The 15,441-nt window shown below is 41.0% G+C and carries 14 protein-coding genes; 9 read left to right on the forward strand and 5 right to left on the reverse strand.

Translation table 11 applies throughout. The features are described 5' to 3' along the window. Window positions 1-2: 2 nt before the first annotated feature. The 3 genes from ACYVJ6_RS02505 to ACYVJ6_RS02515 are packed head-to-tail and all read right to left on the reverse strand — an operon-like array spanning window position 3 to window position 2,230. Window positions 3-953, reverse strand: a complete 951-nt coding sequence (locus tag ACYVJ6_RS02505) for a LiaI-LiaF-like domain-containing protein (RefSeq protein ID WP_460692453.1) — start codon at window positions 951-953, stop codon at window positions 3-5. Continuing rightward, window positions 950-1,498, reverse strand: a complete 549-nt coding sequence (locus tag ACYVJ6_RS02510; protein ID WP_460692454.1) for a PspC domain-containing protein — start codon at window positions 1,496-1,498, stop codon at window positions 950-952. The genes ACYVJ6_RS02505 and ACYVJ6_RS02510 overlap by 4 nt, the downstream gene beginning before the upstream one ends. Before the next feature lie 27 nt (window positions 1,499-1,525). Next, window positions 1,526-2,230 carry an SDR family oxidoreductase gene (locus ACYVJ6_RS02515; protein WP_460692455.1) on the reverse strand — a complete coding sequence of 235 codons (705 nt, stop codon included), beginning with the start codon at window positions 2,228-2,230 and terminating at the stop codon, window positions 1,526-1,528. Window positions 2,231-2,418: 188 nt separating this feature from the next. On the opposite strand from ACYVJ6_RS02515, the gene bshC reads away from it, so the two are divergent. Further along, complete coding sequence (gene bshC / locus ACYVJ6_RS02520) at window positions 2,419-4,020, forward strand: bacillithiol biosynthesis cysteine-adding enzyme BshC (protein ID WP_460692456.1); 1,602 nt, start codon at window positions 2,419-2,421, stop codon at window positions 4,018-4,020. A gap of 3 nt (window positions 4,021-4,023) precedes the next feature. On the opposite strand, the gene ACYVJ6_RS02525 is transcribed toward bshC, so the two are convergent. Further along, window positions 4,024-5,166 carry a putative sensor domain DACNV-containing protein gene (locus ACYVJ6_RS02525; RefSeq protein WP_460692457.1) on the reverse strand — a complete coding sequence of 381 codons (1,143 nt, stop codon included), beginning with the start codon at window positions 5,164-5,166 and terminating at the stop codon, window positions 4,024-4,026. Window positions 5,167-5,384: 218 nt separating this feature from the next. Here ACYVJ6_RS02525 and ACYVJ6_RS02530 point away from each other — a divergent pair, with 218 nt between their 5' ends. From ACYVJ6_RS02530 to ACYVJ6_RS02560, 7 genes are all read left to right on the forward strand, one after another. Then, the gene (locus tag ACYVJ6_RS02530; RefSeq protein ID WP_460692458.1) at window positions 5,385-6,434 is read left to right on the forward strand and encodes an alpha/beta hydrolase; all 1,050 of its coding nucleotides are present in this window, start codon (window positions 5,385-5,387) and stop codon (window positions 6,432-6,434) included. Window positions 6,435-6,562: 128 nt separating this feature from the next. Then, complete coding sequence (locus ACYVJ6_RS02535; RefSeq protein ID WP_460692459.1) at window positions 6,563-8,932, forward strand: TonB-dependent receptor; 2,370 nt, start codon at window positions 6,563-6,565, stop codon at window positions 8,930-8,932. A gap of 4 nt (window positions 8,933-8,936) precedes the next feature. Then, the gene (locus tag ACYVJ6_RS02540) at window positions 8,937-9,731 is read left to right on the forward strand and encodes a DUF4249 family protein (protein ID WP_460692460.1); all 795 of its coding nucleotides are present in this window, start codon (window positions 8,937-8,939) and stop codon (window positions 9,729-9,731) included. Window positions 9,732-9,743: 12 nt separating this feature from the next. Further along, the gene (gene ftcD, locus ACYVJ6_RS02545) at window positions 9,744-10,754 is read left to right on the forward strand and encodes a glutamate formimidoyltransferase (protein WP_460692461.1); all 1,011 of its coding nucleotides are present in this window, start codon (window positions 9,744-9,746) and stop codon (window positions 10,752-10,754) included. Window positions 10,755-10,884: 130 nt separating this feature from the next. Next, window positions 10,885-11,502 carry a hypothetical protein gene (locus tag ACYVJ6_RS02550; RefSeq protein WP_460692462.1) on the forward strand — a complete coding sequence of 206 codons (618 nt, stop codon included), beginning with the start codon at window positions 10,885-10,887 and terminating at the stop codon, window positions 11,500-11,502. Between the two features lie 104 nt (window positions 11,503-11,606). Continuing rightward, window positions 11,607-13,499 (forward strand): DNA topoisomerase IV subunit B, encoded by a 1,893-nt coding sequence (locus ACYVJ6_RS02555; protein WP_460692463.1) that lies wholly within the window; start codon window positions 11,607-11,609, stop codon window positions 13,497-13,499. A 164-nt stretch (window positions 13,500-13,663) separates the two neighbouring features. After that, on the forward strand, window positions 13,664-14,149 hold the full coding sequence (locus ACYVJ6_RS02560) for a cytidine deaminase (protein WP_460692464.1): 486 nt from the start codon (window positions 13,664-13,666) through the stop codon (window positions 14,147-14,149). A 206-nt stretch (window positions 14,150-14,355) separates the two neighbouring features. On the opposite strand, the gene ACYVJ6_RS02565 is transcribed toward ACYVJ6_RS02560, so the two are convergent. Then, entirely contained in the window at window positions 14,356-14,775 is a 420-nt protein-coding gene (locus ACYVJ6_RS02565; protein ID WP_460692465.1) for a nuclear transport factor 2 family protein, read from the reverse strand. Between the two features lie 128 nt (window positions 14,776-14,903). On the opposite strand from ACYVJ6_RS02565, the gene ACYVJ6_RS02570 reads away from it, so the two are divergent. Continuing rightward, window positions 14,904-15,410: a YdeI/OmpD-associated family protein gene (locus tag ACYVJ6_RS02570; protein ID WP_460692466.1), complete on the forward strand. Its 507-nt coding sequence runs from the start codon at window positions 14,904-14,906 to the stop codon at window positions 15,408-15,410. Window positions 15,411-15,441: the final 31 nt, after the last annotated feature.

A 15,441-nucleotide genomic window follows, 5' to 3' on the forward strand; every position in this document is an offset into this window, starting at 1 on the left:
TGTTAGTAGCGTTTAACATTAAAGTCAGACACCCCTCCGTTTATTTTAATATTGAATTTATTGGTTGCACTGGCATAACCCGGGGTTTCATAACGATGATCGCGTATTTTAACAAAGCCTTCAAAATCATCTGACGATAAACCTGAATGTACATCTATACAGGCGGCAGCACCTCTAGGTATTCTGATATCCACATCAGATGCGCCAGTGTTAACCTTAATAGTAGTTACATTTAATGGCTGGCCAAATTTTACTTTAAACGATGCTGCACCACCGTCAATATGTAAAATTTTGACTTTAAATTTAGTCAGGTCAAAATCCAGGTCGGTAGCACCAGCATTGATATCCAGCTCCCACTCGGGCTTTGCGTTTAGTTTAAAAGTTGCCTTATTTGAATTATCACCAAAACCAAAGTTTTTAAACTTGTTATCTCTCATCCTAAAATCAATCACCGATGAAGAATCATCTTTGGTCACATTAAATGTATACTTTCCAAAAAACTCACGGGTTTCTGCACTGAATAACTGGTTGGTAGTATCTCTTAGCCTATAGCTGGTAGCACCGCCATGTATATTTAACCTTGCTGTTTTGATGCTATCATTATAGGGCTCTTCAAAAAAGCGGTTACTTTCACTTTTTACAACATCATTATCGTCACTGTCGTCGTCAATATCAAACTCGTAATTACCCTTTGGCCAAAAGCCAAACCTGTTTTCAAAATTTCCAAAAAACAACAAGCCAAACCCGCCTATTATAACGGCTAATTTAATGCCCATTGCCCAGGGTGCCTTGTTATTAGCAAAAATCATGTTAACACCTGCTATTACTATAAATATGGGCCACAGGTGTAAAAAATTGCTCCAATGTATATCTACATATCCGTAGTTACGCAGCAAAAAAACGGTACCAAGTAGTAATAGTACTACACCCGGTATTAATTTATTGTTTCTCATAATTGTATAGTTGGTGGGTTATCGTTTGTGTTGTCGTCCTGGGGCTTATCCACAGTTGTTTCCTGGTTTTTTTTATCGGTTTTATTCCAGTTGTCTTGCTCCCACGGCTCTTTTTTGCCTTGCGAAAAAATAAACCCAAAACCCATAACTATTAATATTGCCGGCCATAATTTACCAAAATCAATATCAGGTATAAAATTCAACTCATCCAGCAGGAAGAATGATCCCATCACAATTAACGCCGCGCCTGCAATTATCGAAAAATTAGATTTTTTCTTAACCGGGAACGGGTTTGCAGGATCATAGTATCCCATAGGGTCGGGCGGCACTTTATAATCTACTGTTGGGTCGTTAAATATGTAATTCTTTTTAGGCAGTACTATCCATAATATAATGTACGGTAAAAAACCTACGCCTTTCATGACCATCGAGGCTAAAAATATAACCCTGATAATGCTTACATCAATATTTAAATATTCAGCCAAACCTGCGCAAACACCACCTATTACTTTATGTTGTTCGTCTCTATATAGCTTTTTGTCCATTTTGTTATTTGTTTAATTGTTCTTGTTTTAAAGTTGGCCCTTAACAGGCTTTATTATTATCTCGTCGACATTTGCGCCAACACTCATTTTATAAATATTAATTATTGCCGAGGCAATATCTTCGGGTAAAACCATGCTGTTTTTGTCAACATCCTGGCCCTTCCATGAATCGGTTAATGTCGAGCCGGGTATTACCGCGGTAACTTTTATCCCGTACGGCTGCATTTCCAGTTTCATTACTTTGCTAAGGCTTAACAATGCGGCTTTGCTTACGCTATAACTGCCTGCTTCGGCAATCACATCTAAAGCTGCTACAGAGCATATATTAAAAATGTGCCCCTTGCCTGCCGCTATCATTTTTTTACCAAAAAAGCGGTAAAGCTCATAAGCAGGCATTAGGTTGGTGTTCAGCATTTTTTCAAATGTGCCTTCGGGTTCATCCAATATACCGGTATATTGGTAGGTGCCTAAGTTATTTACCAGCACATTAATATTACCCAGGTCGGCCTCAGCAGCTTTTGCAAATTGCAACAGTTCATCCTTTTTGCTTCCATCAGCCACGGCGGTAAAAACTTTAATGCCGGGGTTAATTTGCAACAGCTCCTTTTTAAAGGATGACAGGTCTTCCTGGTTACGGGCGCATACCGCTATGTTTACGCCTTGCTTAGCAAATGCTATTGCTATTGCGCGGCCCATGCCTTTGGTTGCTCCGGTTATTAACGCGTTTTCCATAGAATAAAAGTAGATATATTTAACACAAGTGTAGTATGCAAATCGGGGAATGACGGGTATTTGTCGGTGAAATAAATATTTTAACAGGATAAAATTTAACTCAAAACCGCATGACTCCCATTATGAATGAATTGTAAAATATTTAAACATAGTGGTTAATTATAATTAATGATTTTACATTTGACCTAATGGACAGTTGTTGTATCAGTTATAAAGACACGGGATTTTTCTCGCCAACGGTTATCGATTATATTGATAACGCTCCTACGTTAAAGCCATTTTATAGCCATCGCCCGGATATTAAGGGGTTTGGTGAACTGCTTGCTGATAAAAAGGTTGTTGCCAACCGACAGGTATTGCATGAGGTGCTGACAGATCAATATAGCAGTATTTCGGATGTCGGATTTTCGATTTCGGATTTGGTGTCGGGTAATATAGATCTGCTTAAAGAAAACAACACTTATACCATTACCACGGGCCACCAATTGAACATATTTGCCGGGCCTTTATACTTTATATATAAAATAGTAACCGCCATTAAACTGGCGCGCCAATTAAAAGCCAAATTCCCTGATAAAAACTTTGTGCCTGTTTACTGGATGGCATCCGAAGATCATGATTTTGCCGAGATAAACTATACCAATATTGGCGGCAAAAAAGTGCATTGGTGGTATGAAGCTACCGGGGCTACTGGGCGTATCAGTCCGGAGAGTATCCGCGAAGCGTTAAACCAATATAAAGGTGCCTTGGGTTTGGATGGCCACGCTGCCGACCTGGCTAAAATTGTGGAGAAAGCCTACATGGGTTTTGATAAACTGGCCGATGCTACCCGCTATTTGGTAAACGCTTTATTTGGCCAATATGGTTTGGTAATTATTGATGCGGATGACCAGCGCTTTAAGCAACAATTTGCCCCGATTATTGAAAAGGATATTATTGAGCAAAATAGCTTTGCAAAAATTAACGCCACTAACGAGCAATTAAAAAAGCTGGGCGTACATATACAGGTAAACCCACGCGAGATAAACTTTTTTTACCTGCAGGATAAACTGCGCGAACGTATAGTTTTTGAGAACGATACCTACAAGGTATTGAATACCGAAACCAGCTTCACTAAACTCGAACTGCAACAGGAGATTGCCACTCACCCGGAAAGGTTTAGCCCTAATGTGGTGATGCGCCCGTTGTACCAGGAATGTATTTTACCCAATATAGCTTACATAGGTGGCGGTGCCGAGGTAGTTTACTGGCTGGAACTGAAATCGACTTTTGAGCATTACAAAGTTGATTTTCCGATACTGATTTTGCGTAACTCGGGATTGGTTATCCGTAAGGAGTCTGCCGGTAAAATAGCCAAAATGGAATTAGCACCTGCTGATATTTTTAAACCTGCCGATGCTATTAAAAGCGATTGGGTTAAAAAGCATAGCGAACATACCCTATCCCTGCAGGAAGAATGGAAAGAGTTAGCAGCCGTTTTTGAAAAGATCAAACAACGTTCGGCTAAAATTGATACTACCCTTGCACCATCTGCCGAGGCAGTGCAGGTGCGGTTAAAAAAGGCTTTGGATAACCTGGAGAAAAAACTAATTAAAGCCGAAAAGAAAAACTTTGAAACCCGCCTGCAACAAATTGACCAAATTAAAGCCGAGCTATTCCCAAAAAATAGCTTACAGGAGCGTACTGAAAACTTTGGTTTGCTATACGTTAAATGGGGCCAGCAATTTATTGACGAACTCATCAATCACTTTGAACCGCTTGATTTTAAGTTTACGGTTTTAAGCGAATAACTTTTACAACAATAAAATATCTATCCTATGTGCATGCACCATTTGCATATGGCTTGACCATGCAAAAATGGTAAAGTGGCCATCCTGCGATGCCACCAAGGCAATCGCATCGCGCTGGTCATATACAAACTGGGCAGCGGCTAAATGCCTTGTCCCACCGTTTTGGCCCGGGTGTACATATTCGGCAACTCCATCCTGCACCGGTTCGGTAGTAACAATTTGGTCAACAGGGGTACTCATTTCTGACCGGGCTATTTTGGCACCGAATGCAATTAATTCATATTGGCGGTTTATGATCGTAGCCCCGTCAACAGCCGTAAAGCCACCAACTATATCAATGGCACGACGCAAGCCGTCCTGCCATGCGGTAGTTAAGCGTTCGCCCGGGTCCTGTTGTATCAATTGGGTAATACCATCAAAAGCCGGAATTACCGGGTACGATATAGGATGAATGATTGATTTTTGCCAGTCGGCAGACCCAGTCGGCACTATCAATACCAGCCCCCCGCGCCCATGCACCCGCATAGATGCTGCCAGCTCCACCAATACATTAATAGATTCATTTAAAAATACCGGCAGGGGCATCCCTAATAAGGAGTTGATCAATGCGGGGCAATTATTTAAAGCCGTATTATGCTCATCAACTATTTTTATATTGTCGCCTTTTAAGATGGCAATGTTTACAAATTTGCCAAAGCCATCAACGCGGCTATGCTTAATAACTAATAAACCCGGCTCAACTACCTCCAGCACAAAACAAATACCCGGTATGGTTAAGGTGGTGCCCCATACGTACAACTCATCATTTTCAAACCAAACACCCAGATGTATGCCGGGGCTTTCAACCGCGGGGGCCAGTTTAGTTAAATTATGCGGGGTTAAACGCAATTGCTTACCAAATACCAACGGGTTATGGCATTGCTGCGGTGGCAATAGGGATATAGATATTTTGGGCGATTTACCCTCTTCCTTACGTAGACTGGCCCAAAAAGCTACATCAATAATAGCTTCAATAATAGGTGCCTTAGGATTATCAGCTAAATTTTTTGCACCTGCTAACCTTGCACTTGCTAAATGCGCTGCAAAGTGTGCCTCTATAGTTGAGGCCACCATACGTGCGGCTATGTAGGTTGGTTCTGAAAGCATATATTGAAGTTAGAAAATTACTTATTTAAAATTGTCTTTTCAAATGTATTGGTATTAACAGGTGCCTGCAATATGGGTTTAGTAAAATGGTGTTGGGATGACAGCCCCACCCAAACCCTCCCCGGAAGGGCTTATTTGCTTGTTAAAAAACATTCCCCTACAGGGGGATATTTAGAGGGGGCTAATTATTTGTATATTTAACCAACCAATTATCAACCATGTATAAATTCAGATATATAACCATACTGGCATTATCACTCATCCAAAGCCTATGCTTTGCCCAATACCCACCAGCCGAGAAAGTCGCGGCAGATTTTAAAGCTTTGCTGCAACGGCCGATAGTGGCTGCTAACCCAACATTTGCGATAACTAAAACCGATGATGTTATTATTGAAAAAGGCACAATAAACACCGAGGCTAATGAAAAAATGCCCATACTTATTTACAAACCCGCAACCGGGCAAAAAAACTACCCGTTAGTTATATTTATGCATGGCACCGGTGGCAGTAAGGATAGCAGGGAAGTAACCGATATGCTTTTAAAATTGACCAAAATGGGTATAATGGGCGTTGGTATTGATGCCCGCTATCATGGCGGGCGTGTTGCGGGCGGCGCGCATGGCGGCACAGCATATACAGCGGCTGCTTATGATGCCTGGAAAAACACGGATCCAAAAAAGCAAACCTATCCCTTTTTGTATGATACCAGCTATGACCTTTGGCGGTTAATGGATTATTTGGTTACGCGACCAGATGTACAGGCGGATCGTATCGGCATGTCCGGCATATCCATGGGATCTATGCAAACCTATCTGGCGGCGGCTATTGATAAACGAATAAAAGTTATTGTGTTAAACATCGCGGCGCAAAGTTTTAAATGGTCGTTAGATAATGACCAATGGCAGGGGCGCGCCGGTACCATAAAAGAAGCTCACCAAAAAGCAGCATTGGATATGGGAGACAGGGAACCAAATAAAAAGAATGTAAAGGCCGTTTGGGATAAACTCATACCCGGCATAACTGATGAGTTTGATTGTCCATCCATGATACGCCTATTGGCGCCGCGTCCTTTACTAATATTGAGCAACGAGAAAGACCAGAACTGCCCGCTACCCGGTGCATTGATAGCTTTTGAATCGGCTAAGCAAGCCTACTCTGCTCAAAAAGCTGCAGATAAATTAAAAATGGATGTTGCCGCCAATGAGCCACACCGCTCAACACCGCAACATATTCAAATGACGTTGGATTGGTTTGCCAGGTGGCTTTAAATGTTAAATTACTATTGTATTAAAATAATATTTTGCTTGCACCGTTCTTTGGGCGTGGGGTTACCATATAAAAAAGTAATTTTGCCCCAGGTAAACGGCAACGCGCTGTATACCTGTACTCAAACAATATGTTAAATCAAATCCTGTCACGTACCTCGTTCAATATCTTTATCCCATTTAAAGCATTACCACTTTTTACCTGCTTTTTGCTGATGGTGGTCTCCGCTATGGCGCAAAAAAAATATACCATCAGCGGTAAAATAAAGGATGAAGCTACCGGCGAATTATTGATTGGTGCATCAGTAGTGGTAAAAGGTGCTACCCAAAGTGCTACGTCAAGCAATAGTTATGGCTTTTATTCGCTTACTGTTCCTGAAGGAGACTATATCCTTACCTACAGCTATATAGGTTATGAGTCGATAACCAGATCTGTTTCATTAAACGCAGATATGGAGATAAATATTGACCTGGCAGTTAAAAACGAATTGGAGGAGGTAGTTATTAATGATAACAGGCCCAACAACCGTAATTTAATATCACCGCAAATGGGGGTAGAAAAATTGGATATGACGCAAATAAACAATGTACCTGTAATATTTGGCGAGAAGGATATTTTGAAAACCATATCGCTGTTACCGGGTATCAAAGCAGCCAGCGAGGGCAATACGGGCTATTATGTGCGTGGCGGCGGATCTGACCAAAACCTGATATTGCTGGACGAAGCTACGGTTTATAATGCGTCGCACTTATTTGGCTTCTTTTCTACTTTCAACTCTGATGCTATAAAAGATGTGAGCATATACAAAGGCGGCATGCCATCGCAATACGGCGGCAGGCTATCATCAGTTTTGGATGTGAAGATGAATGATGGTAACAATAAAAAATTTACCGTACAGGGCGGTATAGGTTTAATAGCCTCGCGCTTAAAAGTAGAAGGCCCCATCCTTAAAAACAAAGGCTCATTTATGATAAGCGGCCGCCGTACCTATGTAGATATGTTTTTAAAACTCTCGTCTGATACTACAGTAAAAGGCAGCAGCATTTATTTTTATGATCTGAATGCTAAGCTTAATTACCGTTTTAACGAGAAAAACACCATATACCTATCCGGCTATTTTGGTAAAGATGTATTAGGGTTAAAAAACACTTTTGGTACCAATTGGGGTAATGCAACCGGTACCATTCGCTTTAATCACCTTTTTTCTAACAAATTATTCTCTAATACATCCATCATATACAGTAATTATAATTACGTAATTCAAAGCTTTTTGCGGGATAACGACTTCAAGGCAACCTCACAAATTACAGATCTGAACATTAAAGAGGACCTTCAATATTATGCCAATACCAAACACACTTTACGGTTTGGTGTAAATACCACCAACCATTCGCTGGTACCGGGGGATATTACATCAACCCAATCATCAAGTGTTAACACCCGGGAAATTGAGCGCCGCTATGGCCTGGAAGCCGCGGCTTATGCAAACGATGAATGGAAAGTAAATGATAAACTAACCTTACTATACGGCCTGCGTTTAAGCGGCATGTTTTTATTGGGCCCCGGTACCTTTAAAACGTATAACGCCAACGGCACTGTAGCCAGCAGCGAAACCAAATCAAGCGGCGATGTGGTTAAAAGCTATATTAATTTAGAGCCGCGCTTTTCTGCAAGTTACTCCGTTAACGAGCAGACTTCGGTTAAGGCATCTTATAACCGTAATACGCAAAATATCCATATTATCAGCAACTCAACCAGCAGCAACCCAACTGACCTGTACGTACTAAGCAGCAATAACATTAAACCTCAAATTGCCGACCAGGTATCGCTTGGCTATTTTAAAAACTTTGCCGATAATTTATATGAGTTTTCTGTAGAGACCTATTACAAAGCATTACAAAATCAAATTGATTATAAAAACGGCGCGCAACTGATAGCCAATGATAATGTAGAATCGCAATTATTGTATGGTATTGGCAGGGCGTATGGCGCCGAATTCTTCTTTAAAAAACGATACGGAAAATTTAATGGCTGGGTAGGTTACACCTTATCAAAAACCGAACGTAAGTTTGACCAGATAAACAACGGCAATTACTTTGCGGCCAAGTATGACCGTACACATGATATATCATTGGTAGGTATTTATAAATTAAATAACAGGTGGACATTTTCGGCTACCTTTGTTTATGGTACGGGTAATGCGGTTACTTATCCTAATGGAAAATACACAGTAGCCGGTGTAACAACCTATTATTACAGCCAACGCAACGCCGACCGCGAGCCGGCTAACCACCGTTTAGATATTGGCGCGACCTGGGAAGGGAAAGAACATAAAAAGTACCATTCCAGCTGGTCATTTGGTATTTATAATTTATACAACCGCAAAAATCCGTACACTATAAATTTCCGCGATAATGAGGTTGACCCAACCAAAACAGAGGCCGTAAAAACCAGCCTTTTTGGTATCATCCCTTCAATAACCTGGAACTTTAAATTTTAATATAATGTGTATCAAATTCAAATATTCTATACTGGTAGCGGCAATAATTGTATTGCTGTTTTCGGGCTGCGAAAAAGTAATAGACCTCAAATTGAAAGATGCTTCGCCACAATTGGTAATTGAGGGTAATGTAACTAATCAATTAACCAACCATATCGTCAAAATAAGCAAATCGGTACCCTTTACTGATAGTAATAAGTTTCCTGCTGTAAGCGGCGCGGTAGTGACTATTAATGACGACAAGGGCAACGTTTACAATTTAATAGAAAGCTCACCCGGTACATATATCACTCCACGATTTGCCGGGCGCACTAATTATAAGTATACGTTAACCGTAAACGTTAATGGCCAAACCTATACCGGAAGCTCAGTTATGCCTCTAATTGTTCGTTTTGACAATCTATCGTATAAGGATAGCTTTTTTGACAGTAATAAAAAAATAATGACTGTACATTACCAGGACCCGCCCAATGTAGTTAACCAATATCATTATGTAATATATATTGATGGTGTACAGATCAAAAACACTATATTGGTTAATAACGATAATTTCACCAATGGCAGGTATGTGGATGATGACCTTTTTCAGACTGAAAATGATATATTAGTTGGGCAAAACATTACCGTAGAAGCGCAGTGTATTGACAATAATATATATACCTATTTATTCAGCCTGCGCGAGCAATTGACCGGCGGGCCAGCACCTACGCCGTCCAATCCGCCCTCAAACTTAAACAACAACGCTTTAGGGTATTTTAGCGCGCATACGGTACAACGTTTGAATATTTTGATCAGATAATTGCCGGTTATTATGAAGCGCATAATTGAATGTGTTCCTAACTTTAGCGAAGGTGTTAACCAAAGTATTATTGATGCCATTGCGTATGAGATTGCGGGTGTGCAAGGCGTTAAATTATTAAACATTGACCCCGGGAAAGATGCAAACCGCACCGTAATGACCTTTGCCGGCGAACCCGAAAGTGTTATTGAAGCGGCCTACCTGGCCATTAAAAAGGCCGGCGAGTTAATTGATATGCGTACCCAAAAAGGCGAACACCCGCGCATGGGCGCTACAGATGTTTGTCCGCTTATCCCCATTAGTAATGTTACCATGGCAGAAACGGTGGACTATGCTAACAAGCTGGCCAAACGCGTAGGTGAGGAGTTGGGTATACCGGTTTATTTATATGAGTATTCGCAGCCCGATAAAAACCGAAGCAATTTATCCGTAATCAGGGAAGGCGAATACGAAGGCTTTTTTAGCAAGATAAAGCAGCCCGGCTGGCAACCCGACTTTGGCCCTGCCGAATTGGATGCCAAACGAGGTGCAACAGTAATAGGTGCTCGGGATCTGCTGGTAGCATATAATGTCAATTTAAACACTACATCAACCCAAATAGCACATCAAATCGCACTGGATATACGCGAATCAGGGCGTATAATACGGGATGGCGGCGGTAATAAAAAACAAATACCGGGAACTTTAAAAAAAGTAAAAGCTATTGGCTGGTATATTGAAGAGTACGGTGCCGCCCAGGTATCCATGAACTTAACCGATATTAATACCACTCCTTTTCATGAGGTTTTTGATGAGGTATGTAACAAAGCAGCCCACTATGGCGTTAAAGTTACCGGCAGCGAGCTGATAGGCATGATCCCCTTAAAAGCCATGCTCGATGCGGGGAAATATTTTTTTCGTAAACAATTATTACCTGACGATGTTAGTGAAAGCGAATTAATTGAAAAGGCCATCAAACATATGGGTTTAGATGAGTTAGGGCCTTTTGATCCGTATAAACGCATCATTGAATATCAACTGTAAAAATATTGCGACGTCCTTGTTAACCGGGTATGACAGCGGTATGTTTACTCTAAATATTAATTAATTATTTAATTTTTATATTTATATTAAACTTTAAGCGATATTTAAAGTCATTTACCTCGAAAAAACAGTGATCAAACAATTAAAATATATAGGTTTTTGCGTCGCTTTGCTGTTGAGTATCGCACCTGTTTTAGCACAGGTAAAACAGCCTGCAACATTAACCAGGGATTTGAAAAGTTTTGATAAAAAACTTACTAAAGCTAAAATGACCTTTATTTTTCCTCCCGGATTTAAAGAAGTTAAGGCAACCGATATTTACAATTTTGATTATGGTATTATTGCGTCTGAAGGCGATTTCGAAATATGGTTTAAAGTACAATCGCAAAAGGATAGCTGGACCAATTATTTAAAAGCCAAAAATGACAACCGCATTGTGCATCCCGATTCATTATACAACGAAATTGGCTTGGCTCAGGCACAAGCATTTAAGGCCGACAAGGATCCCATTATACGTCCTATCCCCTCATATACGTTAACCCGGTACAATGCTGATTTGGGCAAAACCTATTTAGTTAATCTTCCTGATTCACCGCAAACCAAACACTATAAATTTGCTATGGTTGTTGTACTGCAAAAAAATAAGGTGGGTAATGTATTGGCCGTGTGTTTTGCCAACGAGCTGGGACCCGGGTTTTTCAAGAGCCTTAACCAGGCCAGCAGCTGCCTCAAATTTAATCCATCCTAATTTTCAAAATGTTGATAAGTTAAGATTGTTTGAACATAAAGTTCGGCATCAAATCTTATTTTTGCTTTAGGGATAAATTCCCTTTGTTTTAATATCCTCTTGACATGGCAGAACCAGTAAATTATAGTGAAGATAGTATCCGGTCGTTAGACTGGAAAGAGCATATACGCCTGCGTCCCGGCATGTACATTGGTAAGCTGGGTGATGGCTCGGCGTATGATGATGGTGTGTATGTATTACTAAAAGAAATTATTGATAACTCAATCGATGAGTTTGTAATGGGCGCCGGTAAAACTATCGAGGTTAATTTAAGCGACCATAAAGTATCCGTACGTGATTATGGCCGTGGCATTCCATTGGGTAAGGTGATAGATTGCGTATCAAAAATAAATACCGGCGGAAAGTATGATAGCAAGGCCTTCCAAAAATCGGTAGGTTTAAATGGTGTGGGTACCAAGGCGGTTAATGCCTTATCCAACTCGTTTATTGTACAATCTTACCGCGATGGCCGCACTAAAGTTGCCGAGTTTGAAAAAGGTGAGCTTATAAGAGATGAACCTGAAAAAGAAACTACGCAGCGTAACGGCACATCCATAAATTTTATTCCTGACGATACCATATTCCGCCATTACCGTTTTATACCCGAGTTTGTTGATAGTATGATATGGAACTACGTTTATCTAAACTCGGGCCTCACCATCAATTTTAACAACCAGAAATACTTTTCAGAGCGCGGGCTGTATGATCTGCTAACCAAAAAAACTGATAACTCTGAAACATTACGTTACCCTATTATTCATCTTAAAGGCGATGATATTGAAATTGCCATGACACACGGGCAGGCATACGGCGAGGAGTATTATTCATTCGTTAACGGGCAAAATACTACCCAGGGAGGTACGCACCAGGCGGCATTTCGCGAGGCGGTGGTAAAAACGGTTAAAGAGTTTTATGGTAAAGATTTCGATGCTGCGGATATTCGTGCATCTATAGTAGCGGCAATTGCCATTAAGGTACAGGAGCCGGTGTTTGAATCGCAAACCAAAACCAAACTGGGTTCGCAGAACGTTGGTCCGGAAGGACCGTCAGTTCGTACCTTTATAGGTGATTTCGTAAAACGTGAACTGGATAATTACCTGCATAGAAATCCCGCAACTGCGGATGCGCTAAAAGCAAGGATACTGCAATCAGAGCGCGAGCGTAAGGATATTGCAGGTATTAAAAAGCTGGCTAATGAGCGCGCCAAAAAAGCATCATTACATAACCGCAAACTGCGCGATTGCAAACTGCATTTTGAAGATAACCACGAGCGCCATCAGGATACCACCTTGTTTATTACCGAGGGGGACTCAGCAAGCGGATCTATCACCAAATCGCGGGATGTGATGACGCAGGCGGTATTCAGCCTAAAGGGTAAACCATTAAACTGCTACGGGCTAACTAAAAAAGTGGTTTACGAGAATGAGGAATTTAACCTGCTGCAACATGCCTTAAATATTGAAGATGGTCTGGATAACCTACGCTATAACAACATCGTGATAGCTACCGATGCCGATGTGGATGGTATGCACATCCGCTTGTTATTAATGACTTTCTTCCTGCAGTTTTTTCCTGATTTGGTAAAAGCCGGGCACGTATTTATTTTGCAAACACCGTTATTCAGGGTGCGTAATAAAAAGGAAACCATTTACTGCTACAGCGACGAAGAGCGCCGTAACGCCATAGCCAAACTGGGTGTTAAGCCCGAGATCACCCGCTTTAAAGGTTTGGGTGAAATATCACCGGAAGAGTTTGGCTTGTTCATCGGTAAAGACATCCGTTTGGACCCGGTGATACTAAAAGATGCCAACATTAAGGGTTTGCTGGAATATTTTATGGGTAAAAACACACCATCGCGGCAGCAGCATATTATTGGCAATTTACGGGTAGAGAAAGATGATGAAACCATCAACCCTACTATTGTTGAAGATGAGGTGGAATTGCCGGTAGCGAGTTAAATAACCCACACGTCATTGCGAGGAACGAAGCAATCTCTACATAGGACAAGCATACGGTTTTTACTGTCTGGCTTAGAGATTGCTTCGTTCCTCGCAATGACGCTTTTTTATTTGACAGATAATCCTTATCTTGTTTACCCCCTCTTTTATACGGGACGAAACAAATGACCAACCACGAAATTAAAGTAGCCTTTGATGAGTATACCTCATTACAGGAATTAGATATAACCGACCGCGACCTTTGCGAGCAGGCTGTTAAGGCCATGGGAAATTCGCATTCGCCCTATTCTAAATTCAGGGTTGGGGCAGCATTAAAACTCAAAAGTGGTAAAGTGATTTTAGGCAGCAACCAGGAAAATGTGGCTTACCCATCTGGCCTATGCGCCGAACGCGTGGCGCTGTTTCACTGGGGTGCCAACCACCCGGATGACCTGATAGAAAGTATGGCTGTTACCGCCCATACCGACGAATTTAAACTACTTAAACCCGTTACCTCGTGCGGCTCATGCCTGCAGGTAATGGCCGAGTATGAGAAGAAGCAGGGCAAGCCTTTACGTGTGCTATTATATTGTATTGATGGCCCGGTTTGGGTAATAAAAGGAGTTGAAAACTTACTTCCGTTTTTGTTTTTTGAGGATAGGTTAGCTTAGACTCACCCTCCCGATAGAATCGGGACTAAGACGCTTGTCGACCCTCTCTTCCGCAAGCGGGAAAGAGGGTAATATATTCAAAAATAAAATCCTCCTTACGCCAAACGAAGGGAGGATGTCGAGTGCAGCGATGACAGGAGGGTAAAATAAAAAAGGGACAGGTAAATTACCTGCCCCCATACATTAACTAACATTTGCAAGATTTTTTATGCGTTATTCGCAACAGAGGTGTTAACCTTTGTTATTTTCCATCCGTTATTTGTATTAACCATAGTTACTACATTGGTGCGGGTATAAGTATCGTATTTCATGTCAATTTTAACAATTACATTATCGCCGTTCTCAATAGTATTACTAGTGCATATGCAAGCCTGCTCAATGTTCTGGTTGGCTTTATAAGAATCCAGAAATTGCTTTTTGTTGGCAATAGTAATTTTGTTCCCCCTTTTTATTTGGTACTCCAGGTCGTTATCCAAAACATTTTCCAGCCCTTCAATTTTACCGTGTGCAGATGCATTCATAAAAATGTTTATTACTTCTGCTTTTGTAGGTTTTCCGTCGGCTTTGGCAGCGGTGCAAGCTATAATTAAGGCCAGGCCCAGAACGATTGATTTTAAAATTTTCATAATATTTGTTTTTAAGGTTATTTATTTGTTTTAATTTACATCTATAAGACGTTGATTGTAATGGCCGCGTTACATTAAAATCAACATTTGCTAATTTTTTTTAGTGATTTATTTAACATTTCAAAGGTATGATCCAGTTTAACGCGATGATATTGCAATTCGGCGAAATGGGTGAAAAAACCGGTTGGCGATATATAGAAGTGTCGGCAGACATTGCTCAGGAGCTTCTTCCCGGTAATAAAAGATCTTTTCGTGTCAAAGGAAAAGTAGATAATTATCCCATAAGCGGTTTTGCTTTGATGCCTATGGGCGAGGGTAAATTTATTATGCCCTTAAAGCTGGAGATACGGAAAGCTATTCATAAAGAATCAGGAGCTATGGTAACCATATCCCTTGAAGTACATAAAGATTACAAAGTTGAAGTACCCGAAGACCTGCAGGAATGCTTTGAATTTGACCCTGAAGCCGGAGCGTTCTTTAATAGCCTTGCCAAATCGCACCGCGATTATTTTATCAAATGGATTGAAAGTGCCAAAACCAACGAGACACGCAATAAACGTATTGTAAATACCGTAAACGCTATGCTCCGTAAATGGGATTATGGGACAATGATAAGGGCAATGAGGAAGGATTAATAAAATGCCCTCCCCTGGTAGGGAAGAGCAT

Source organism: Mucilaginibacter puniceus, assembly GCF_054783175.1.

Bases quoted from the DNA above. Each gene is read 5' to 3' on its own strand.
- ACYVJ6_RS02505 (WP_460692453.1), bottom strand. From the start codon at position 953: ATGAGAAACAATAAATTAATACCGGGTGTAGTACTATTACTACTTGGT.
- ACYVJ6_RS02510 (WP_460692454.1), bottom strand. From the start codon at position 1,498: ATGGACAAAAAGCTATATAGAGACGAACAACATAAAGTAATAGGTGGT.
- ACYVJ6_RS02515 (WP_460692455.1), bottom strand. From the start codon at position 2,230: ATGGAAAACGCGTTAATAACCGGAGCAACCAAAGGCATGGGCCGCGCA.
- bshC (WP_460692456.1), top strand. From the start codon at position 2,419: ATGGACAGTTGTTGTATCAGTTATAAAGACACGGGATTTTTCTCGCCA.
- ACYVJ6_RS02525 (WP_460692457.1), bottom strand. From the start codon at position 5,166: ATGCTTTCAGAACCAACCTACATAGCCGCACGTATGGTGGCCTCAACT.
- ACYVJ6_RS02530 (WP_460692458.1), top strand. From the start codon at position 5,385: ATGTATAAATTCAGATATATAACCATACTGGCATTATCACTCATCCAA.
- ACYVJ6_RS02535 (WP_460692459.1), top strand. From the start codon at position 6,563: ATGTTAAATCAAATCCTGTCACGTACCTCGTTCAATATCTTTATCCCA.
- ACYVJ6_RS02540 (WP_460692460.1), top strand. From the start codon at position 8,937: ATGTGTATCAAATTCAAATATTCTATACTGGTAGCGGCAATAATTGTA.
- ftcD (WP_460692461.1), top strand. From the start codon at position 9,744: ATGAAGCGCATAATTGAATGTGTTCCTAACTTTAGCGAAGGTGTTAAC.
- ACYVJ6_RS02555 (WP_460692463.1), top strand. From the start codon at position 11,607: ATGGCAGAACCAGTAAATTATAGTGAAGATAGTATCCGGTCGTTAGAC.
- ACYVJ6_RS02560 (WP_460692464.1), top strand. From the start codon at position 13,664: ATGACCAACCACGAAATTAAAGTAGCCTTTGATGAGTATACCTCATTA.
- ACYVJ6_RS02565 (WP_460692465.1), bottom strand. From the start codon at position 14,775: ATGAAAATTTTAAAATCAATCGTTCTGGGCCTGGCCTTAATTATAGCT.
- ACYVJ6_RS02570 (WP_460692466.1), top strand. From the start codon at position 14,904: ATGATCCAGTTTAACGCGATGATATTGCAATTCGGCGAAATGGGTGAA.